20 protein-coding genes are annotated in these 19,897 nt (G+C 69.0%); 11 read left to right on the top strand and 9 right to left on the bottom strand.

Features of this window, described 5'->3' with window-relative positions; genetic code table 11:
• Nucleotides 1-621 carry an NAD(P)-binding domain-containing protein gene (locus AB0B64_RS25365; protein WP_357949395.1) on the bottom strand — a complete coding sequence of 207 codons (621 nt, stop codon included), beginning with the start codon at nt 619-621 and terminating at the stop codon, nt 1-3.
• 116 nt (nt 622-737) lie between these two features.
• Here AB0B64_RS25365 and AB0B64_RS25370 point away from each other — a divergent pair, with 116 nt between their 5' ends.
• The 3 genes from AB0B64_RS25370 (at nt 738) to AB0B64_RS25380 (ending at nt 3,076) form a co-directional block, all read left to right on the top strand.
• Nucleotides 738-1,139 carry a helix-turn-helix domain-containing protein gene (locus AB0B64_RS25370; RefSeq protein WP_357949397.1) on the top strand — a complete coding sequence of 134 codons (402 nt, stop codon included), beginning with the start codon at nt 738-740 and terminating at the stop codon, nt 1,137-1,139.
• Nucleotides 1,140-1,608: 469 nt separating this feature from the next.
• A complete protein-coding gene (locus tag AB0B64_RS25375) occupies nt 1,609-2,133 on the top strand; it encodes an ATP-binding protein (RefSeq protein WP_357949400.1) in 525 nt (174 codons plus the stop codon).
• A gap of 175 nt (nt 2,134-2,308) precedes the next feature.
• Nucleotides 2,309-3,076 carry a trypsin-like peptidase domain-containing protein gene (locus AB0B64_RS25380; RefSeq protein WP_358180014.1) on the top strand — a complete coding sequence of 256 codons (768 nt, stop codon included), beginning with the start codon at nt 2,309-2,311 and terminating at the stop codon, nt 3,074-3,076.
• A 296-nt stretch (nt 3,077-3,372) separates the two neighbouring features.
• On the opposite strand, the gene AB0B64_RS25385 is transcribed toward AB0B64_RS25380, so the two are convergent.
• Complete coding sequence (locus tag AB0B64_RS25385) at nt 3,373-3,624, bottom strand: hypothetical protein (RefSeq protein WP_358180017.1); 252 nt, start codon at nt 3,622-3,624, stop codon at nt 3,373-3,375.
• 360 nt (nt 3,625-3,984) lie between these two features.
• Here AB0B64_RS25385 and AB0B64_RS25390 point away from each other — a divergent pair, with 360 nt between their 5' ends.
• Together AB0B64_RS25390 and AB0B64_RS25395 are read left to right on the top strand one after the other, a co-directional pair.
• Nucleotides 3,985-4,581 carry an RNA polymerase sigma factor gene (locus AB0B64_RS25390; RefSeq protein ID WP_358180020.1) on the top strand — a complete coding sequence of 199 codons (597 nt, stop codon included), beginning with the start codon at nt 3,985-3,987 and terminating at the stop codon, nt 4,579-4,581.
• A complete protein-coding gene (locus AB0B64_RS25395; RefSeq protein WP_358180023.1) occupies nt 4,578-5,495 on the top strand; it encodes a CU044_5270 family protein in 918 nt (305 codons plus the stop codon). Before AB0B64_RS25390 ends, AB0B64_RS25395 begins: the two co-directional genes overlap by 4 nt.
• Before the next feature lie 108 nt (nt 5,496-5,603).
• Here the strand turns inward: AB0B64_RS25395 and AB0B64_RS25400 are convergent, their stop codons facing one another.
• Nucleotides 5,604-8,318, bottom strand: a complete 2,715-nt coding sequence (locus AB0B64_RS25400; protein ID WP_358180026.1) for an AAA family ATPase — start codon at nt 8,316-8,318, stop codon at nt 5,604-5,606.
• 236 nt (nt 8,319-8,554) lie between these two features.
• Here AB0B64_RS25400 and AB0B64_RS25405 point away from each other — a divergent pair, with 236 nt between their 5' ends.
• Both AB0B64_RS25405 and AB0B64_RS25410 read left to right on the top strand, forming a co-directional pair.
• Entirely contained in the window at nt 8,555-9,118 is a 564-nt protein-coding gene (locus AB0B64_RS25405; RefSeq protein WP_357949418.1) for a permease, read from the top strand.
• A gap of 35 nt (nt 9,119-9,153) precedes the next feature.
• Nucleotides 9,154-9,936 carry an alpha/beta hydrolase gene (locus AB0B64_RS25410; RefSeq protein ID WP_358180029.1) on the top strand — a complete coding sequence of 261 codons (783 nt, stop codon included), beginning with the start codon at nt 9,154-9,156 and terminating at the stop codon, nt 9,934-9,936.
• Nucleotides 9,937-9,998: 62 nt separating this feature from the next.
• On the opposite strand, the gene AB0B64_RS25415 is transcribed toward AB0B64_RS25410, so the two are convergent.
• Entirely contained in the window at nt 9,999-10,655 is a 657-nt protein-coding gene (locus AB0B64_RS25415; RefSeq protein ID WP_357949424.1) for a response regulator transcription factor, read from the bottom strand.
• On the bottom strand, nt 10,652-11,827 hold the full coding sequence (locus tag AB0B64_RS25420; protein ID WP_358180032.1) for a sensor histidine kinase: 1,176 nt from the start codon (nt 11,825-11,827) through the stop codon (nt 10,652-10,654). The genes AB0B64_RS25415 and AB0B64_RS25420 overlap by 4 nt, the downstream gene beginning before the upstream one ends.
• A gap of 119 nt (nt 11,828-11,946) precedes the next feature.
• On the opposite strand from AB0B64_RS25420, the gene AB0B64_RS25425 reads away from it, so the two are divergent.
• Nucleotides 11,947-13,044 (top strand): DUF418 domain-containing protein, encoded by a 1,098-nt coding sequence (locus AB0B64_RS25425; RefSeq protein WP_358180035.1) that lies wholly within the window; start codon nt 11,947-11,949, stop codon nt 13,042-13,044.
• Between the two features lie 69 nt (nt 13,045-13,113).
• Here AB0B64_RS25425 and AB0B64_RS25430 read toward each other — a convergent pair whose 3' ends face one another.
• Both AB0B64_RS25430 and AB0B64_RS25435 read right to left on the bottom strand, forming a co-directional pair.
• On the bottom strand, nt 13,114-16,143 hold the full coding sequence (locus AB0B64_RS25430; RefSeq protein ID WP_358180038.1) for a tetratricopeptide repeat protein: 3,030 nt from the start codon (nt 16,141-16,143) through the stop codon (nt 13,114-13,116).
• 50 nt (nt 16,144-16,193) lie between these two features.
• Nucleotides 16,194-16,637 carry a hypothetical protein gene (locus tag AB0B64_RS25435; RefSeq protein WP_357949435.1) on the bottom strand — a complete coding sequence of 148 codons (444 nt, stop codon included), beginning with the start codon at nt 16,635-16,637 and terminating at the stop codon, nt 16,194-16,196.
• Between the two features lie 87 nt (nt 16,638-16,724).
• Here AB0B64_RS25435 and AB0B64_RS25440 point away from each other — a divergent pair, with 87 nt between their 5' ends.
• Nucleotides 16,725-17,051: a hypothetical protein gene (locus AB0B64_RS25440; RefSeq protein WP_357949439.1), complete on the top strand. Its 327-nt coding sequence runs from the start codon at nt 16,725-16,727 to the stop codon at nt 17,049-17,051.
• 483 nt (nt 17,052-17,534) lie between these two features.
• Nucleotides 17,535-17,843, top strand: coding sequence for a hypothetical protein (locus AB0B64_RS25445; RefSeq protein WP_358180041.1), 309 nt, complete (start codon nt 17,535-17,537; stop codon nt 17,841-17,843).
• 1 nt (nt 17,844) lies between these two features.
• Here AB0B64_RS25445 and AB0B64_RS25450 read toward each other — a convergent pair whose 3' ends face one another.
• Entirely contained in the window at nt 17,845-18,639 is a 795-nt protein-coding gene (locus tag AB0B64_RS25450) for an SAM-dependent methyltransferase (protein ID WP_357949444.1), read from the bottom strand.
• A gap of 560 nt (nt 18,640-19,199) precedes the next feature.
• On the opposite strand from AB0B64_RS25450, the gene AB0B64_RS25455 reads away from it, so the two are divergent.
• On the top strand, nt 19,200-19,355 hold the full coding sequence (locus AB0B64_RS25455; RefSeq protein ID WP_357949447.1) for a hypothetical protein: 156 nt from the start codon (nt 19,200-19,202) through the stop codon (nt 19,353-19,355).
• A 45-nt stretch (nt 19,356-19,400) separates the two neighbouring features.
• Here the strand turns inward: AB0B64_RS25455 and AB0B64_RS25460 are convergent, their stop codons facing one another.
• Nucleotides 19,401-19,883 (bottom strand): hypothetical protein, encoded by a 483-nt coding sequence (locus AB0B64_RS25460; RefSeq protein ID WP_357949449.1) that lies wholly within the window; start codon nt 19,881-19,883, stop codon nt 19,401-19,403.
• Between the last annotated feature and the right edge of the window lie 14 nt (nt 19,884-19,897).

Below are 19,897 nucleotides of genomic sequence, written 5' to 3' on the forward strand. Positions count from 1 at the left end.
TCAACGGGCGATGGCCATGCCGAAGGGCACCGGCCCGAGCGCGCGGACGAGGTCGCCGACCATCAGCATGAACGCCTCCGGCACCCGCGCCGTCTCCACACCACCGAGATCGATGATCCACTCAGCCGCCCACCCCAGGTCGGCCAGCAGACCACCGACGGCCTTCTTGGCGTCGGCGTCGTTCCCGGACAGAAAGGCAGTGGGCGGGATGGACAGCCGAGCCGGTTGAGCCATGATCGATTCGTGCACGGTGTTGAGTGTCTTCACCACACGTACATCCGGCAATGCCCGCTGAATCTCCTCGGCGAGGCTGCTACCCGGATACAGCAGCGCCGACGCGAAGCCGTGCGCGTCGGATTCGGTGGCGTTGGCGACGTCGACCAGCACCTTGCCCGCCAGTTCCACCGCGAGGCCGGTGAGCACTTCCACCGACACGGGGCCGGGCATGGCATTGATCACCACCTCCGCCGAACCCGCCGCCTCACGCAGGCCGATGACGGGAAAGACGGCGTCCTCGCGCGGGGCACGAGAGCCCACGACGAGCTCGTGCCCCGCGCCGCGCAGCCTGCCGGTGAGGGCTCGGGCCACAGCGCCCGAGCCGAGAATAGCGATCGTCGTCATGCTCTCTTCACTCCTTGATCAGGCAGGATGAGCCCTGCTCACGAGCGAAGTTAGGCGGTGCTACGGTCGAACGGCAGTACGCACTTCAAGGTGACCAACCCACGTGAGGGGATGCCATGACCACTCGCACCGCCGCCCAGCGGCGCGCCGAGAGCCGGCTCTCCTACCAGGCCCGCTTCACCGCCTGCCCGGCAAACCGGCTGATCGAGCGCATCGGTGACAAGTGGGTGGCCGTCCTGCTCAACGAGCTGGCCGACGGCCCGCGCCGCTTCGGCGACCTGGCTCGCGCGATCGCGGGCGCCAGCCAGAAAATGCTCACGGAGACGCTGCGTCACCTCGAACGCGACGGCCTGATCTCGCGTACGGTCACTCCGGCGGTGCCGGTACGCGTCGACTACGCCCTCACCGACCTGGGCCGGAGCCTCCTGCCCGTCATGGCGGTCATGAAGCAGTGGGCCGAGCAGAACATCGACCGGATCGACAGCGCCCGCGAAGAGTACGACGCCCGCGACCGCTGAAACCCCTCCAAGCAAGGCCTTCGCCAGAGGGGCGCTTCGCGCTCAAGAACTCAGACTGTGTCCAGTGGGGGCGCGGCCCCCACACCCCGCCCAACTGCATCGCCTTCGCCGGTGGGGCGCTTCGCGCCGATCAACCTCAGACTGTGTCTATTGGGGCTCCGCCCCAAACCCCGAAACGAGGGGCTGCCGCCCCTCGAACTCCCCGACCTCTTGGCCTGCCTGGAGTGGCTACTTCGATGACCTGAGCCGAGGACAGGGAGCGGAGCATGACTGCCTCTCCTCCTTGCCCCAGCGTTGACCGGCGCACTCCCAGCACCATCGGGTGCGCGGGGCGGAGGGAGCCGGGCAACATGGGGCGGTTGGAGCTCCGGGGAAGCGGGCTCAAATATCTCGACCTCACGTAGCAGCGCCAACACCCGCAACATCACGCTCGCCGCCACCATGGGGCTTTCTCACTATGCTCGGCCCCATGATTATTTGGCTGAACGGCACATTTGGCGCAGGCAAGACAAGTGCTGCGAATGACCTCATATCGCTCATCCCTGAAGCTCGGTACTTTGACCCTGAGCAGGTTGGCTACCTGCTGCAAACCGTCTCAGACCTCCCCAGTCTCGGTGACTTCCAGCACTGGAGGCCGTGGCGCGGTCTTGTCGTTGAGACGGCCGCACAACTGCTCGACTATGTCGGCGGTGTACTCGTCATGCCGCAGACCGTCCTCGTCGAGCGGTATTGGCAGGAGATTCACACGGGTCTCCAGAGAGCAAGCATCCCTGTCCATCACTTTGTACTCCACGCGGACGAGGGCACACTCACCCGTCGAATCGAAGCGGATACCCCAGAGATCAGAAAGTGGCGCCTGGATCACCTTCCGGAATACCGCGACGCTCTGCCTTGGCTTGGCCGTGAAGGGAAAATCATCGACACGACCGAGATTCCGCCATTCCAGGTGGCCAAGACCATCGCCGCCTGCGTTGGCGGCTCGCCGCTGGAATGAGTTATCGGACGGCGGTGAAGCCGTCGAACAGGTGCAGCGAGACGGCCCGATACGTGACATGACCGTCATCAGCCGTCGGTAGCTTGATCGAATATGTGTCCCCGGAGCGCATGTGACGTCGACCAGGACAGCGGGCCTTTCCCGGGACGCAGGTTCCCACGAAGAGATGGAAGGCATGATGCGCTGGCTCTGGTTACCGATCCTCCTCGTCCTGAGCGGATGCTCGATCACGGTGCCCTTCTGGTTGCTGCCCACCGCTTCCCCGCCGCACGCGGGTGACGTCGTGATCCCGCCGGAGATCGTCAGTGAGAAGCAGAGCGTGGTACGCGTCTCGGGACCGGCGCCGTCGTGTGGCAAGAAGATCGAGGGGACCGGTTTCGTATACGCCCCGCAGCGGGTGGTCACGGCGGCTCATGTGGTGGCCGGCGTCGTCGAGTCCCTCGTGGTCACCGCCGATGAGGGTGAGGGATATCAAGCCCGTGTCGTTGCCTTTGATCCGGATATTGATGTCGCGGTTCTTTACGTACCAGATCTTTCCGCACCTGCGCTCCACATCGCTGAAACGCTCTCCGAGGCGCCGCTCGGCGATGCCTACCTGCTCGGCTATCGGAAAGACACAGAGCATGCGGTGGTAGAGCCGATCAGGGTCGACCGTCGTGTTGAGGCAGAGAGCATGGATATTTACCACAAACACCAGGTCACGCGGACCGTTCTCACATTGTCCGCGGACATGCGCTCAGGCATGATCGGCGCGCCGCTGGTTCTTCCCGGGGCCACAGTCTCCGGGATGACTTTCGCCGCGGCGGTGGATCATCCGGACCGCGGCTTCGCGCTAGCCGCTAAGGAACTCCTGCCTATCACCGACGCCGCGAGTGATGCCACGAGGCGGGTCTCGACCCAGCAGTGCGATGTGGACCGTCCAACATCCGCCTCGTCCGCGTGAACCTCGGTTCGGGGACCGGGCTCGGTCTCACGGCATGAGAACGCTGCAAGAAGATCGGCGAGCCGCCGAAGGTCTCCAGCGACCAGATGCTTTCTAGCGCCTGGGGCACATACCTGAGCGGTGAACGCCGTGTGGTCTGGGCCGACTTGCCGTGCCCGGCCGGCCATCTCTGGCCCGTGATCACTAACCACAAGCCCGTGACCAGCCGAGCGCCGTTCAACGGCCTTCCCCCTGCGGCTGGTCACGCGCCCGCATCGTCGGCCAAGCCGTTGGTCACGGCCGCAGCCAGGACAGCTCTACAGTGCCTGTTCGGGTTTGGAGTTCTCCTGCGAAGTTGCCTCGGCGCCCGACGGCGGTGTGCGGAGTTGGCCGTCTCGCGTCCGCCTGTCGGGGGCGCGCAGGACGATCCGCAGCACCTGGACAGCGCGGTTCTGGCGCTTGGCCGACGGGGCCCACAGGGCGGTCAGGCCTGCTGCGACGACGATGATCGCCAAGGCGAGTGGCAGTACCGAGGCACTTAAGCCCACTGTTTTGAAGAAGTCGAGCACTGACGGCCTCCTGGCAGCGCGAAGCTTGCCAGAGGTCTCTCCCGCCCGGTTCAGGGACGGACCAACAGCCCCGGGGGCCCATGGAGCGGGGCTGCACCCGTAAATGACGAGGCTGCTGCGAAGGGATACTCCCCCTGTACTGCGAAGGGTAGAGCCGGGCGAACTCGCCGTCTGTATGCGAGGGATAAGGCTTGATGAACTCCTTCCCGAAGCCCCGTCGACGTGCGGTGGGAGTGGTGGGACATCCGGCACTGGGCGGGCCGTAGGGGACTGATGGGAAGAAGAAGTGGGCGTACGGCGAAGGGTGGGTGAAAGCAACGATCACCATCCGGAAGGCACACTCATGACGGAGACGGGCACGTGACCGCCGACGTGGGCGAGCAGGTGACCGACGCCGACCTCGTCGCCGGTTACCGGCGGGATCCCGAGCTGTTCACCGCCGTGCATGACCGCTATTTCCGCGACATCTACCTGTACGTTGCGGGCCGCCTGGACACGCAGGTGGCCGAGGACATCGCGGCGGAGACGTTCCTGCTGGCGTTCGATCGGCGCGATCGTTTCGATCCGGGGCAGGGGGGATTACGGCCTTGGCTGTTCGGGTTCGCCACGAACCTGGTGGCCAGGCATCGCCGTAAGGAGGCCCGCCACTACAAGGCGCTGGCCCGGCTGGACCCCGCGCCGGTCGTGGAAGGGCACGAGAACCGGGTCCTCACCTCAGTATCCGCCCAGCGCATGCAGCCGCAACTGGCCATGGCGCTCGCCTCGCTGAACGCCGGCGAGCGTGACGTGCTGCTGCTCCTGGCACTGGGAGAGCTGAGCTATGACGAGATCGCCCAGGCGCTCGGCATCTCCATCGGCACGGTGGGTTCGCGGCTCAGCCGGGCCCGCGCCAAGATCCACGCTCGGATCGACAGCACCCTCATAGACAGCGCACTCAGAGGCAAGGAGACCCCATGAACGACCTGGAAGAGGTGGCCAGTCTGCTGGCCAAGCCGGAGCCGTCCGAGGAGGTGGTCGCGCGTAGCCGGAGCAGGCTCCAGCACAGGACGCTGGGCCACAGAACTCTGGGCCAGAGGATGTGGAGCCGGGGGCGCGTCAGGTGGTTCGTGCCGGGCGTGGCGCTGGTCGCCGCCGGGGCGGCCGCCGCGGTCGTGATCGCTACGGGGGCGGTCACGAACGCGGGCGCTCCGGCGCATGTGATCGCCGCGGCTCCGGTCTCGGGCAAGGAGGTCCTGCTCATGGCGGCCGTCAGCGCGGAACGTACGCCGCAAAGCTCCGGGACCTACTGGCACGTCACCGCCAAGTGGTCGAACAGCGAGATTCCCCCTATGGAGAGCTGGACCTCGCGCGACGGCAAGCGCTGGACGAGGAACGAGCCGGGCGACACTCCGGACACCGTCGTACCAGACTCGATCTCGCTCAGGCTCAAGGGAGCCGACGTGAGCTTCGACGACCTCGAGAAGCTGCCGACGGACCCGGAGGCCCTGAAGGCGTGGATCGTCCAGCGCAAAGGCGACCCGGATGACATGTCCACGTCCGAGGCCCAGGGCGACCCCACACTCAGCCTGCTCGCGCTGATCACGGAGCTGCCCACGCCTGCGGAGGTCCGTTCCGCGGCGTTCCAGGCGCTCGCCGCGACGCCGGGAGTCGAGAACACGGGCGCGGTCGAAGGCGGTCAGGCCTTGCGGATTCCCGACCCTGACGACCCGGATAACTGGATCCAGATGGTCGTCGATCCCGAGACCGCCCGGGTCGTCCGCGCCAACCTCTTCCTCGCCGGTAACGGAAACTCGGGGCACACCGACGGATACATCTCCGTGACCACCGATTGGACGGACGAGCTCCCCGCGACGCCGAAGGACCGCCCGTGACCAAGGGCAAGGCGATGCCTGATGCCTGATGCCTGGTGACGGTGAGACCCGTCGCCAGGCACCAGCCCAGATCCCGGTTCCGCAGCCGGATCAGGCGATTTGGGTCGTTCAGCTCAGGTCGAGGTGGGCGAGTTCGGTGCGGGTGGTGACGCCGAGCTTGGGGAAGGCGCGGTACAGGTGGTGGCTGACGGTCTTCGGGCTGAGGAAGAGCTGGGCGGCGATCTCCCGGTTGGTGATCCCCGTGGCGGCGAGGCGTACCACCTGCTGCTCCTGGGGTGAGAGCAGGGCGGCCAGATCGGGGCTGCCCTGGGCCACGTTCTCGCCCGCCGCGCGCAGCTCGGCGCGGGCGCGCTCAGCCCAGGGGCGGGCGCCGACGCGCTCGAAGGTCTCCAGCGCCGCGCGCAGGCGGGCCCGGGACTCGTGCCTGCGGCGGTTGCGGCGCAGCCACTCGCCGTGGAGCAGGTCGGTGCGGGCCCGCTCGTAGGGGCGGTTCGCCTCGGCGTGCGAGCGCGCGGCCTGCTCCCAGTGCTGTTCCGCCTCGTGGTCGTCGTGGGCGAGGAGGGCACGGCAGCGGTGCAGTACGGCCTCCGCCCACGGATGACCGGCGGCCGCGGTCCAGGTGGCGAAGCGGGCGAGCGGTTGCTCCGCGCGGGCGGGCAGGCCCAGTCGCACGGCGGCCTCGATCTGGTCGGGAGCGAAGTAGATCGGCATGATCTGGTGCCGGAGCGGCCCGCGGGCGGCGGCGTCGAAGCGTTCCAGCGCCGCCTCGAAGCGGCCCTGGCCGAGGTCCAGCAGGCCGAGCGCCCATTCGGCCCAGCCGACGATGGTCGCCACCGGATGGGCGGCGACGTGCGCGATCGTCCGCTCGGCGAGCTCGCGGCACTCCTGTTCGCGGCCCTGGACGGCGCTCGCCATGGCCATGACGCTCTCGAAGTGCGCGACGCGGTGCGTGTGGCCGATGTCGACGGCGAGCCGACGGCCCTCCGTCGCGGTCGTGACGGCGTCGCGGAAGCGCCCGAGGTACAACTGGTGGATCGCCAGCACAGCCTGGGCGAGCGGCAGCAGCCCGATCAGGCCGACGGACCGGCATTCCTCGATCGCCGACTGGGCGATAGCCTCCCCGTTGTCGAAGTCCCCCGAGATCCCGGCCAGCGAGCAGAGGCTGATTCTCAGGGCCGTAATGCCGGCGGGGATCGCCACGGCCACGGCGATGAGCTCACGGAACGGCGGTAGTGCCCGGTCCAGGTCGCCGGCCAGGAAGTCGGCCATGGCGCGGGCCGCCCGGACGAAGCCGTCCAGCCCGTCCTCCGGCGACAACCGCAGCTCGGCGAGCCGCGCCGCGGACTCGGCGACGGCCGCCGGATCGCTGAGGTACCACGCGTTGCGTACGGCGTCGAGCAGGATCAGCGCCGCGGCCTTGCGATCCAGGGCGGAGATGGAGGCGGCGCCGTCGAGCAGGATTCGATGGGCGTCGTGCACGGCTCCCCGGTCGAAGGCGATCCGGCCGCGCAGCCCCGCCAGCCGCGCGACGGTCAGCGGGTCGTCGTCGAGCCGCCGCGCCTGGTCGGCCAAGCCCTGCGCGTGCTCCAGGACGCCGGCGTCCGCGGCGGCCTCGGCTGCCAGGGCCAGCCGCCGGGCCCGCTCGGCCAGGCCGGGGGTGAGCCGCGCCGCCCGTTCCAGGGCCGCGGCGGCCGCAGCGTGGCCGGCGCGCTCGCGGGCGCGGCCCGCCGCCTGCTCCAGCGCGGCGGCGATCGGCTCGTCGCGGCCCGTCGTGGCGGCGGCCAGGTGCCAGGCGCGGCGGTCGGCGTCCTGCTCGTCGTCGAGTACGCCGGCGAGGGCGCGGTGCACGGCCAGGCGTTCGTCGTAGACCGCCCGCCGCGCCGCCGCAGTGCGCATGAGCGGGTGGCCGAAGGAGATCCGCCCGTCGGCAGTGGACAGGAAACCGGCGTGTTCGGCCGGGCCCAGGGCACTGCCGTCGACCCCCAGCCGGCCGGCCGCGCGCAGCACGACGTCGAGGTCCCGGGCGTCGTCGAGGGCCGCGACCAGCAGCATCGTCTGGGTGCCCGGCGGCAGGACGGCGATGCGCGCCTCGTAGGCCTCCTGGATCCGGCGCGGCAGCGGCAGCGGTTCCTGCGCGTGCCGCAGCGCCTCGGGGGCCCGGGGCAGCTCGATCAGGGCGAGCGGGTTCCCGCCGCTCGCGGCGAGGATCCTTTCCCGCACCGACGGGCCCAGCCCGGGCGTGCGCTCGTGCAGCAGCTCGCCGGCGGCCTGCCGGTCGAGTCCTTCGAGCCGCAGCTCGGGGACCCCGGGCGCGTGGAAGCCGTCCCTGGCGGCGAACAGCAGGGCGATCCCCTCGGAGTGCAGCCGCCGGGCCGCGAACAGCAGCGCCTCGGCCGACGATCGGTCCATCCACTGGGCGTCGTCGACCAGGCAGAGCAGCGGGCCGTCCTCGGCCAGTTCGGTGAGCAGTGACAAGGCGGCCAGGCCGATGAGGAAGCGGTCCTCAGGGGCGTCCCCGCGGGCGGTGGCCAGGCCGAACGCGCCCTCCAGCGCCCGGGCCTGCGGCGCCGGCAGCCGGCCGATCCGGTCGAGGGCCGGGCGGAGCAGCAGGTGGAGCGCCGCGAAGGGCAGCTCGGCCTCGGTCTCGATGCCGGTGCCGCGTAGCGGTCGCAGGCCCTCCGGCGACTGGGCCGCGTGGTCGAGGAGCGCGGACTTGCCGATGCCGGGCTCGCCCCGGAGTATCAGGCTTGCGCTTCGGCCGTCTCTGGCCCGTGCGAGCAGCGCCTCGATCTCCGCCAGTTCTCGTTCCCGCCCTCGCAGCACGATCAGAATGTACCGTCACTCGCCAGACGGGCATCAGTCGTATCACCCGACAATCGTCCGATACCGGCCGGACGCCTCCGGTCCCTAGCGTCGTACCGCAAGCGCGATCCGCGCGCAGACGTAAGGGGAAACATGTGGACTTCCTTATCTTTCTGATCTTGTTCGTCGTGCTGTGCGGGTGGCTCGACCACTGGGCCACCCGCGCCGCCGAGCCCGTCGCCAAGGAAGGACGCTAGATGTTCATCGGACACTTCGGCCTGGCCGCTGCGGTCAAGGCCCGCGAGCCGCGCGTCCCGCTGTGGTCGCTCATGCTCGCCACGCAGTTCCTCGACGTCGTCTTCGTGGCCCTGTACCTGGCGGGCGGGATCGAGTCCTTCAAGGCCGTCGCCCCCGGAACCTACGGCGAAGCGCTGATCAACGCGCAGTACACCCACTCGCTGCTGGGCGCCTTACTGCTATCGGCGCTGTACGGCGGCCTCGGCGCCCGGCGGTGGGGCCGCAGGACCGGTTGGTTGCTGGGCGCGATGGTGTTCAGCCACTGGCTGCTCGACCTGCTGGTCCACCGCGCCGACCTGCCGCTGCTGCCCGGCAACGCCGGCGGCCTGCCCCTGCTCGGCCTCGGACTGTGGCAGGTCCCCTGGGCCACGGCCGTCATCGAAGGGATCCTCCTGGTGGTCGGCGCCGTCCTGTACTTCCGCTCGGTACGGCAGCGCGCACCCGTCACCTGGCGCGCGATGGTCTCCGGCGGCGTGATGGCGGCGCTGTTGGTCCTGGGCCTCGCCGTCGATGTCCTCAGCTGAGACCGCCCATGTCCTCTTTCGCGAAGGGTGCTGACATGTTCGTTGACGTGCCGGACGGGCGACTGGCCTACGATTCCGCCGGCGAGGGGCCACTGGTGGTGTGTGTGCCCGGCCTCGGAGACATCCGGGAGGTCTACCGGTTCCTGCGTCCCGCGCTGGTGGAAGCGGGGTACCGGGTGGTGACCATGGACCTGCGCGGCCACGGGGAGTCGTCAGCGGGGTGGGACGACTACTCGCAGTCCGCCGTGGGCGGCGACATCGTGGCCCTTCTGGAGGAACTGGACGCGCCCGGCGCCGTCCTGCTCGGCAACTCCTACGCCGGAGGCGGCATCGTCCGCGCCGCCGCCGAGGCTCCCGAGCGGGTGGCCGGCATCGTCCCCATCGACGGGTTCATCAGAGCCATCCCGCTCAACGTCGCCGTCCGAGCGCTCGTCCGGGTCATCGGCTCCTCCCCCTGGTTGTGGAAGATCTACTACGGCATGGCGCACCCCACCGCCAAGCCCACCGACCTGGACGGGCACCGCGCCAAGCTGGTGGCCATGCTGCGCGACCCGCGGCGGCACGAGGCGATGCGCCGCATGCTCTTCGACCGGGCGCCGGACGCCGAGCAGGTCCTCCCGCAGGTCCGCTGCCCGGCCCTGGTCCTCATGGGCGTCAAGGATCCCGACTTCCCCGACCCGGCGGCGGAGGCGCGGACTCAGGCGTCACTGCTGCGGGGGCAGGCCGTGTTGATCGACGGCGCGGGCCACTACCCCATGTCGGAGTTCCCCGAGCGCACGGCCGAAGCGCTGCTGCCGTTCCTCAAGAACGTCTTCTGACCTCATCGGGCTGCCAGTAGTTCGGTGAACGGCCGATTCCGCGCTGATCCAGGCAACAGCCTTCAGGCGGTGCCCACGATGCGGTTCTCCCAGGCCCAGGCGACGACCTCGACTCGGTTGCGCATCTGGAGTTTGGCCTGGATGGCGGTGACGTGACCTTTGACCGTGCTCACCGAGATGAACAGCTCGGTGGCGATCTCCTGGTTGGTACGGCCCGCGGCCATGGCCCGGACGACTTCGGTCTCTCGTTGGGACAGCGGCGCGGCGGCTCCGCCAGTGGCCGGCCCTCCGGAAGCGGTGAGGTGGCGCAGGAGCCGTAGCGTGATCGACGGGGAGATCAACGCGTCTCCGGCGTGCGCGGCCCGGACGGCCTCGACGAGCAGGGCGGGCCCGGCGTCTTTCAGGATGAAGCCGGCCGCTCCGCCGCGTAGCGCGCCGTAGACGTACTCGTCCAGGTCGAAGGTGGTGACCACGATCACCCGCAGCGGGTCGGGGACGCGAGGGCCGGCCAGCTCGCGGGTGACCTCGATGCCGTCCAGGCGGGGCATCTGGATGTCCACCAGGCACACGTCCGGGCGCAGCCTCCGGGCCAGGGCGACCGCCTCGGCGCCGTCGGCGGCCTCGCCGACCACGCTGATGTCGGGCTGGTCTTCCAGGATGATGCGCAGGCTGGCGCGGATCATCGCCTGGTCGTCGGCCAGCAGGACCCGAATGGTCATCGGCGCCCGCTCACGGAAGCGGCTGTGGCGATGGGCAGGGTGGCGAGTACGGACCAGCCGGCTCCGCGGCGCGGGCCGACGCTGAGCGTGCCGCCGAGAGCCTCGACGCGTTCGCGCATCCCGATCAGGCCGTACCCGCCCCGGTGAGGGTAGGGGGTCACGCCCGGCGGGGCGTCGTCGACGACCTGCACCCTGACGGCGTCCTGGTCTCGGGCGACGGTGACGGTGACTGTGACGTGGCGGGCGTTCGGGGCGTGGCGGGAGATGTTGGTCAGCGACTCCTGTACGACCCGGTAGAGGGTACGGGCCACTTCGGGCGGCCACCCCGACTCCCCGTCAGGCAAGCTCAAGCGCACCACAAGCCCGTGGCCGTCGAACCGTTTGACGAGCTCGCCGAGCTGTTCGGCGGAGTGCGTTTTGTCGTTGTCGTTGCTGTTCTCGGTGGCGTCGCGCAGCAGGCCGACCACGCGGCGGGTCGCGGCCAGCGCGTCGGATCCGGCGGCCTCGATGTCGGCCAGGGAGCCTTCCGCCGTGTGCGGCTGCTTGCGGGCCAGGAGCTGGCCGGCCTGGGCCTGGAGCACGATGGAGGTGATGTGGTGGGCGACGACGTCGTGCAGCTCACGGGCCAGCACCAGACGCTCGTTGCGACGTACCCGATCGGCCATGGCCCGGCGCCGGGCGGCAAGCAGCCGCGGCCCCAGCCCGGCCACCAGCGCGGCCAGCCACGCCGCGCCGTTCAGCACCGCCACCACCGAGCCGGTGGAGAAGACGAACGCGGCCAGCAGCCCACCGGCGACCACCGCGCCCCCGCCGGCCGCGACGGCGCCCGCCCGCCAGGCCGGCAGCACTCTGACCGCGGACCCGACCAGCACCGACAGGCCCAACGCCATAGCGGGCCCCGGCTCACTCGGCAGCCCAGCCAGCCGGGCGACCACGATGGCGACCGCCGCGACGGCCAGGCCTGCGATGGCCGCCCACAACCGGCCGCGTCGGCGCACCAGAGCCAGCCCGCACATCACCGCCCCCGCCACGCAGCCGAACTGCCAGTAGGCGCCACCCCAACTGTCGGCGATCCGGTACGCCTGGAAGGCGAGCGCCGCCGCGAACCCGACGCCGAGCCCGGCATCGACCGCGAACCCGACCCACCCGCTCAGCGATCCCCGACCCTTCACACCGCTCAGGCTAGGAGATGACTGCCCCGCACCGAACCAGCCGAAAGTACCGTCGAGCACCGCGTAACCCTGCTTTCGCTCGATGCCCGGCACCGGACCGGGCCCGCAGGATGAGCCTCATGCCACATCAAGATCCCTATCCGACGCCGAAGGCCACGGACCCGACCGAGCCTGAGCGCCGCCGTGCACCTGCTGGCGGGCGCCCGGCTCAATCCGGCGGCCGGGCGATGACCTCCTCCAGCCGCCCACGCATCGGCGCGCTCGACGTAATCCGCGGATTCGCGCTGTGCGGGATCCTGCTGGCCAACGTCCAGCCGATTGCCAGCCTCGGCGGCCCGGTCGTGACCCATGGGTCGCCGACAGCGGGGGATGTGTGGATGGGGCTGCTCGTCGAGCAGCGCTTCTTCCCGATCTTCTCCCTGCTGTTCGGCGTCGGCTTCTCGCTGTTGCTGGAGTCGTCCGCGGGCCGTACCGCTCACCCTCGGGTGCTCCTGCTGCGCCGGCTGCTGGTGCTGCTCGCGCTCGGTCTGGTGCACCACTTCCTGCTGTGGCAGGGCGACATCCTGGCCATCTACGCCATCGTCGGCCTGGTGATACTGCTGCCCTCGACCTGGCTGCCCCGATGGGCCGTAGCCGGCCTGTCCGCCGCGCTCCTCGCGATCTCGCCGATCCTCGGAAGCGGCTTCTTCGGCCTGGTCCCCGGGCTGTTCCTGCTGGGCTCGACACTGACCCGGTACGGGGTGATCGAGCGGATCGAGCGGTCCACCCGAGTGCCGATCGTTTTGGGCTCGGCCCTGGCTGCGCTGGCGGCACCCGTCCTGTGGTGGCAGGTCGGGCTGCGGTCCGACGACCCCGGCTTCGGCCTCGCGATGGGCGTGGGTGGGCTGCTGGTCGCCGGTTTCTACATCTGCGCTCTGCTGGTCCTGCTCCGGACGCCGCTCCGCCCGGCGTTGCAGGCCATCTACGCGCCGCTGGGCCGGATGGCGCTGACCAACTATCTGACCGCCACGATCCTCGTCCTCGCTGCCCAACGTGTCATCGGTGGCTCGCCGGACAACTGGTCCTTGACGATGGTGGTCGGGATCGCCGCTGCCATTCTCTGCACTCAGTGGGTGTGGTCTACTCTCTGGCTGCGCCGATACCGCTTCGGGCCCCTCGAGTGGCTCTGGCGCTGGGCCACCTGGGGCCACCGCCCACACCTACGCCACACTCCCTGAGGGGGTCCTAGAAGTGGGTGGCGATACATCGTCATGAGGGCATTCTGTCCTCTCACCCGGCCGAACGCCTCACTCCTTGATCCAGTCCGGCAAGGGCTGCCCAGTCAGGGTTTCGAACGTCTCGCTGACCTCTTGCGGGCCGGCTCGGTACACCTCATGGAGAACCTCGGCGGCGGCTCCCACAAGATCGCGTGCGTACTCCGGAAGTTCCAGGCCGATGGCCAGCGCTTCAACCAGGGGAACGACGGCTTCACCGTGCCGCTGCGCCTGGCTCAACGTCCGTCCTTGGACAGCGAGACTGCGCACATAGTTGGGCAGGTAGGCGTCGGGATTGTGTTCGGCCAGTTCGCCATACAGGTCGACGGCTTGCTCGGAGACGGGTACGGCTTCGGCTATCCGCCCGACCTCCGCCAGCAGGGCGGCGTGGTTGTTCAACGAGCCCGCCAGGTTGGGCAGGTAGGCGTCGCGGTTGAGTTCGGCCAGTTCGCCATACAGCTCGACGGCTTGCTCGGAGACGGGCACGGCTTCGGCTCGCCGCCCCACCTCCGCCAACCGCACAGCGTGATTGCTCAGCGACATGGCCAGGTCGGGCAGGTAGGCGTCGCGGTTGAGTTCAGCCAGCTCGCGGCGCAGCTCGACGGCCTGCTCGGAGACGGGCACGGCTTCGGCTATCCGCCCGACCTCCGCCAACCGGTTGGCGTAATTGCTCAGCGACGTGGCCAGATTGGGCAGGTAGGCGTCGCGGTTGAGTTCAGCCAGCTCGCCATACAGCTCGATGGCTTGCTCGGAGATGGGCACGGCTTCGGCTAGCCGCCCCACCTCCGCCAACTGAACAGCGTGGTTGTTCAACGAGGCCGCCAGGTCGGGCAGGTAGGCGTCGCGGTTGAGTTCGGCCAGTTCGCGGCGGAGTTCGACGGCTTGCTCGGAGATGGGCACGGCTTCGGCTAGCCGCCCGACCTCCGCCAACCGGTTGGCGTGATTGCTCAGCGACATGGCCAGGTCGGGCAGGTAGGCATCGCGCTTGTGTTCGGCCAGTTCGCCATGCAGCTCGACGGCCTGCTCGGCGATGGGCACGGCTTCGGCTACCCGCCCCACCTCCGCCAGCAGGGCGGCGTGGTTGCTCAGCGACGTGGCCAGGTTGGACAGGTAGGTGTCGCGGTTGTGTTCGGCCAGTTCGCCATGCAGCTCGATGGCCTGCTCGGAGACGGGCACGGCTTCGGCTCGCCGCCCCACCTCCGCCAACCGCACAGCGTGATTGCTCAGCGACATGGCCAGGTCGGGCAAGTAGGCGTCACGATTCAACTCGGCCAGCTCGCGGCGCAGCTCGACGGCCTGCTCAGAGATGGGCACGGCTTCGGCTCGCCGCCCCACCGCCGCCAATCCAACAGCGTGATTGCTCAGCGACATGGCCAGATTGGGCAGGTAGGCGTCACGATTCGACTCGGCCAGCTCGCCATACAGCTTGAGTGCCCGCTGGCCGGCTTCCAGGGCGGGCTGGTGCTGGCCCGCGTTGCCCAGGCGATTGGCATGGTTGAGATGAAGCGCTGCTTTTCGCGCGAGGTCGGTGGTGGCCGTCAGGCGATGGTCGGTCAGGCGGGTGGACAGGGCGGCGATTCCGAGATCGAGGTCGATGTGCCGACCGGGTGGCAGCAAGGCCTCGACGGCTTCCAGGAGGGCCAGGTCGATATCGGGCAAGTCGGCCAGGGCGGCGAGAGCGGCGCTGCCGGCGTACAGCATGTGCTCGGGGTGGGCGGTAAGCAGGGGGTACAGCTGCCTGCTGGCCACGTGCGGCCAGCGGCGGGCGGTCTCGATCAGTACTGTCAGCGCGGCGCGAGTCCACGGAGGCGGCTGTTCCTCGCCAGAAGCCGGGGTGAGGAGCGGGAGGAGCGCGGTGCCTGCCCAGGCGTCCACGGCGCTCGTATCGCACCCGGCAGCGGTGTTGCCGGGAATGGACAGAGCGAGGAAGTCCTCACCGAGCCGGTCGGGATACAGCGGCTCCAGTACGGTGGCCGGATCGTCAGCCGGGTAGCAGCGCTGGTGGTCGGCCAGGACCTGGGCAGCGTTCTCCGGCAGAGTGGCGATCTGAGCCCGCTCCAGCACCGCGATCCCGGTGAGGTGCGGGAGCGGCCCGGTCAAGGTGGCTGCCCACACCGCGCGCCCCATGGTCGGCGGCGGTGTGGGCAACGGATCGTCGTGACGGCTGTGCCAGGCCTGCCAGTGCGCGCGTTCGCGGCGCAGCAGGTAGGCCGAGATCCGTTCCGGATCGACCGGCGCCGTGGTGCCACGATGGTGCGCGTCGACGGCGGCCAGCGCGGCCATGTGCACCGACAGCACCTGCGCGAACCGCACGTCACCCAGCCGCGCAGGAGGATCGATGGCCTGGCATCCCGCCACCTCCAATGCGGCGGCGAAACGGTCCCGAGCAGCGGTGAATAGCTCATACCGGTCAACCTCGCCACCCAGCGGCTGCAACGGCACCTGCTCAGCGGGTAGATCCAGGTCGGCATCCAGCCATTCTTGAAGTCCCTGCCACCACCACCCGGCCGAGCGGGCCAGCAACAACACCCGCACCGTCGGCCCACCCGGCATTCTCACCGCCAGCGTGCGCAGATCGCTGAGCAGAGCCTGCAAGTGCGTGAACGCCCACCGGTCGGCGTAATCCACCACCACCAAAACCCTCGCCGCACCCGCCGGCATGCTCAGTCGGGACGGCACGGCTGAGCTCGGCAGCGCCTCGCGCGCCTGCCACACCTGCCAGCCCTGCTCCCCGCTGGAGTGCTCACCGGCCAGGAAGGCGGCCAGCCGGGTCTTGCCCTGCCCGCCCGGCCCGTGCACCAGCCGCACCGACATCGAGCCCTCCGGGCCTTGCATCCAGTCCGCCAGCTCCCGTCGCAGGGATTCGCGGCCGATGAACGGCACCACCTCATACCGGGCCAGCAACAAGCGAGACGGCTGCGCCCGCGCCTGCTCTACGCCCGGCCAGCTCCGCGACGGAGGGAACGGCTCCACCCGATACACCGGCCTGCTCAACGTGATCGTCACGCTGCCGGCCACCCCGTGTACCTGGATCACATCGCCCAGCACCAGGCTGTCGGTCACTGACTGGGAGGCTGCCTTGCCCTCGTGGCCGGATCGGCCCCTGGAGCCGATCATCGGTCGATCTCGGCGTCGCCGCCGACGCCATCGACCTGTACCACCTCGCCACCGATCCGCGTCCGGGTCACCGTCTGCCCGGTCTCCGGCGCTGGCGACACCGGCTCGGATGCCTCGGCCGCAGGCTGTTGCGGAGCAGGAGCGGGGGATGAAGGGGGCCCGAGTCGCAGCGTGCCCGTGACACCTTTGACCTGGGTAACGCCGCCGCCAACTGTTGAGCCGGAGACCAACTGGCCCGCCACCGCCGCCGACCCTTTGGCCGTACGCGTAAGGCGATGAGTAACCCATGCGCACGCCGCCGACAAGGCGACCGCGATCAGCGCCCACCACCACGACCACTGCCCGTCGTTGAGGATCTGATTGCCGGCCACCGCCCCGCCCACCGGCAACACCACCGACGCCGCCAGCAACAGCGGCCTGCGTACAGAGGTACCTGTCATAGCGTCACTATGGACTCGAACTTGCCTGCAGCCCAGCCAAACAACACAACCAGCCACGTCCCAGAACGACGATCAACGAGCGACCACATGCGGGCTCCTACGAAGGTCCACGCCGACACGCGGCTACGAAGGAACCTGACCACGCATAGCCTCATCGACCCCGTCGGCGTCGACGCGGTCGGCCAACTGTGCTACCAGCAGCACGGCCACCAGCGCTCGTTCGCCGCCGGTCGGGGTCGGCTGGCCGAGCACGTCACCGAAAGCGACGCGGCCGTGGACCGGCTGCTCCTCGGCTGGCTCGAACTTGCCTACCATGCCGATTCGCTCATCCCGCATGAGCCGCACAACCCCCTCAGCTCGGCTCGGCATGTCGCTGTACGCGCCGCCCGGCGCGCGGCGTCTCGTCCAGGCTGACCCCAGTCATGGTTCGCCAGTGAAATCGAAAACCTGTTGGAAGCCGTCCGGTTTGCCTGTCGTGAGCTGCGCGTTCAGAGCGCCTTCGGGATCGCCCTGCGACTTCATTCGAATCTGTTCTGGGCGCGCAGGAGCAGAACCACTCAAGACATGTGGCGGCTCATCATGCATACCGCGACCGCGTGCGGCGATGCGAGGTTGGCGGCTGCTCAATCTGTGCCTCGAGGTGTTCGCTGCGGTTGTCGATCGGCGAGCCTCGCGCGATCACTGGCCGCCCGAGCGTTGGCGGCCGAGTGACTGCCCGGAGGACGTCGTCGACCGGTGGGCCGATGACGCCACCAAGGGGTTGGAGCTCGCGCGTACGTCGGCGACGTTCACACCGAGGTGGCGTGCCTGCGGACCTTGGGGCTCGCGCTCAGCCGCCGCGGCCTGCACGACGGAGCGGTAACACGCTGCCGGGAAGCGGCGGGTAAGGCCGAAGCCGTGGGGATGGGCGCCGGCCGCAGGGCGTACGAGGCGGACACCTTGCTCATGCTGGGCCAGGTCGAGCTGGCGGCCGGTAGCTATCACAAGGTCCCTGACCTGTGCGGTCAGCGCAGAGAACTTGTGAGCCCGCTCGGGCACGAAGCAGATGATGCGTCGTACCTGGAGTTGGAGGGCGACGTCTTGGTGGAGCTCGGCCGTCGCGAAGAGGCGGCCGAGCGGTACGCCGCGGCGGCGGCGCAGTACGAGGGCGAAGGCACTGGGCATCACGCCGACCGGTGCAAGAGCAAACTCGCCAAGCTGAGGTGAGTTAGCGCTTGATCGCGACCCCGCAGCGAAGCTTCAACGGCGCAGTCTCATCGACGGGCAGCACCTCGCCCGGCGCCCATTGCTCAAGGAAAACGCAGCCGGGAGGGTCCACCAGGTCGAGCCCATCGAAGAAGCGCCGGATCTTCTCGCCGGACCGGAAGGTCAGCGGGACCGCTAACTGCTCGTTCTGACGCTGGATCCGCTCCCACACCACGGGGCTGATGCCATCGGTGGTCCCGTGCGACGCGATGAGCATCGACCCAGAGGCCACCTGCTCCATCAGGTCATGGACGATGCCATACGGATCGTTCCCATCGGGGACGAAGTGGAGGACAGCGACTAGGAACACAGCGACCGGCTGGGAGAAGTCGATCAACCGCTGTGTCACCGGATTGGCGATGATCTCGGCGGGGGCCGTCAGGTCCGCCTCGATGTAGCCGGTGTTCGGGTCATCGACGATGAGCGCCTGCGCGTGCGCAAGTACGCTGGGGTCGTTGTCGACGTACACTGTGCGGACACTGGCTATCTCGGCTTGGGCGACCTGGTGAACGTTCATCTGAGTGGGCAGGCCGGAACCTATGTCCAGGCACTGCGTGATCCCATGGCTGGTGGCGTACCGGGTCGCTCTCACGAGGAACTCCCGGTTGGCCACCGCTGCCAGCTTGGCCTCCGGCGCAACCTCGAGTACAACTTGGGCCGCTTGCCGATCCACCTCAAAATTCTCATTGCCCCCGAGCATCAAGTCATATATGCGCGCGGGCGAAGGCTTCGTCGTGTCGATCGCCGGTCTACTCACTGATCACCTGCTACGGGAAAGGGTTGGTGTTCCACTTTCCGGTGGGATACGACGCCCAGCCGGCCGGGGGCAATGCCCGGAAGATAGCTGTGTTGGATCATATGGGGCTCCAGCCGCTCCGGGTGGATCAAATCGCCTTGCCGTGGCGCCGGGTCGGTCGTGATGCTCGCGGCCGACGCCGTGTTGGTGACGGTGATCCGGGTGGGCCCGCGCGGAGATCCGCGACCGCACCCCGGCTATCACGGGCGCCGTGGCGGGCGCGGCGGTAACCTGTGCGACGCTCGCGCTGCTGCTGTAGCACGAAAAGGTTCCCCTGTTCGGCCTGCGCGGCTACCTCCTGCTCGATCTTTATCGACCGGGCGACCAAGAACGACGCGCTCGCGGTCATGAAGACTAAGGAGACTTCTATATTCCACCTGGCTCGATAATGCGCGCCTGCAAGCACGTCGCCGCCGAGTTCGGAGGGACGGCCACGTGGGCCGAGGTCTTCGGTGTGTTGGTGGCGAACCAGCGGGCTGGGCCGGTCCACGGTCTCGCACCACCTGAAGATCCTGGCCAAGATGCGGTTCGTGCTGGTCGAGAGGCAGGGCACCTCGAGCCTGTACCGGATCAACGAAAATGCGCCGACCTCCGCTGACGTGGTCATGGGCAGCCCCGCGGCAGCCGCGCCTACTTATGTGACAGTCACCGCGACCACCGGGCTTGGTAGAAGGTGAAGGCCCCGCCTCGGGACCACGGCGGAGCCTTCACGTTCGGTCGGGTTACAGCCCGGTCACTCTGAACCTGAGGTTGTATTCGTAGTAGCTGTCATGGGTGCCGGAGATGATGCCCCCGACGATGACGGACTGACCGGTGGAGAGCCCGGCGCAGGTGGAGCCGTACACGATGTACGTGCCGAGGTTGAAACCCGACTTGACGATCGGCGGCTGGACCTCGCGCAGGTTGAAGGCCAACGACGAGGTGCTGCTGAGGTTGACGCTCGCGTAGTCGAAGTCCACAGGGTCGGCGTCGCTGCCGGCGTTCATGTTGACCCAGCTGCTGGGGAACAGTCTCGATCCGACCTCGAGCCTGAGCTCGTCCTTGCCGTCGACCTCGTCCACGGCGGACGCGTCGAGGTCGTAGAACGCGACCGAGCAGTTCGCGGCCAAGGTGGTCGCGCCGGCGGGCGAGGCCGTGGCCAGCACTGCCGGAACGGCCAGGCCCGCCGCCAAGGCGAGCGCGGGGATCAGCTTCTGAGAGCGCATGCTGCTTCTCCTTT

The sequence above is a fragment of the Nonomuraea sp. NPDC049129 genome, assembly GCF_040648495.1.
In the GTDB taxonomy this organism is placed as follows: domain Bacteria; phylum Actinomycetota; class Actinomycetes; order Streptosporangiales; family Streptosporangiaceae; genus Nonomuraea.

Bases quoted from the DNA above. Each gene is read 5' to 3' on its own strand.
- AB0B64_RS25425 (WP_358180035.1), top strand. From the start codon at position 11,947: ATGCCACATCAAGATCCCTATCCGACGCCGAAGGCCACGGACCCGACC.
- AB0B64_RS25405 (WP_357949418.1), top strand. From the start codon at position 8,555: ATGTTCATCGGACACTTCGGCCTGGCCGCTGCGGTCAAGGCCCGCGAG.
- AB0B64_RS25460 (WP_357949449.1), bottom strand. From the start codon at position 19,883: ATGCGCTCTCAGAAGCTGATCCCCGCGCTCGCCTTGGCGGCGGGCCTG.
- AB0B64_RS25365 (WP_357949395.1), bottom strand. From the start codon at position 621: ATGACGACGATCGCTATTCTCGGCTCGGGCGCTGTGGCCCGAGCCCTC.
- AB0B64_RS25395 (WP_358180023.1), top strand. From the start codon at position 4,578: ATGAACGACCTGGAAGAGGTGGCCAGTCTGCTGGCCAAGCCGGAGCCG.
- AB0B64_RS25455 (WP_357949447.1), top strand. From the start codon at position 19,200: ATGCGGTTCGTGCTGGTCGAGAGGCAGGGCACCTCGAGCCTGTACCGG.
- AB0B64_RS25440 (WP_357949439.1), top strand. From the start codon at position 16,725: ATGCGGGCTCCTACGAAGGTCCACGCCGACACGCGGCTACGAAGGAAC.
- AB0B64_RS25370 (WP_357949397.1), top strand. From the start codon at position 738: ATGACCACTCGCACCGCCGCCCAGCGGCGCGCCGAGAGCCGGCTCTCC.
- AB0B64_RS25435 (WP_357949435.1), bottom strand. From the start codon at position 16,637: ATGACAGGTACCTCTGTACGCAGGCCGCTGTTGCTGGCGGCGTCGGTG.
- AB0B64_RS25415 (WP_357949424.1), bottom strand. From the start codon at position 10,655: ATGACCATTCGGGTCCTGCTGGCCGACGACCAGGCGATGATCCGCGCC.
- AB0B64_RS25380 (WP_358180014.1), top strand. From the start codon at position 2,309: ATGATGCGCTGGCTCTGGTTACCGATCCTCCTCGTCCTGAGCGGATGC.
- AB0B64_RS25410 (WP_358180029.1), top strand. From the start codon at position 9,154: ATGTTCGTTGACGTGCCGGACGGGCGACTGGCCTACGATTCCGCCGGC.
- AB0B64_RS25375 (WP_357949400.1), top strand. From the start codon at position 1,609: ATGATTATTTGGCTGAACGGCACATTTGGCGCAGGCAAGACAAGTGCT.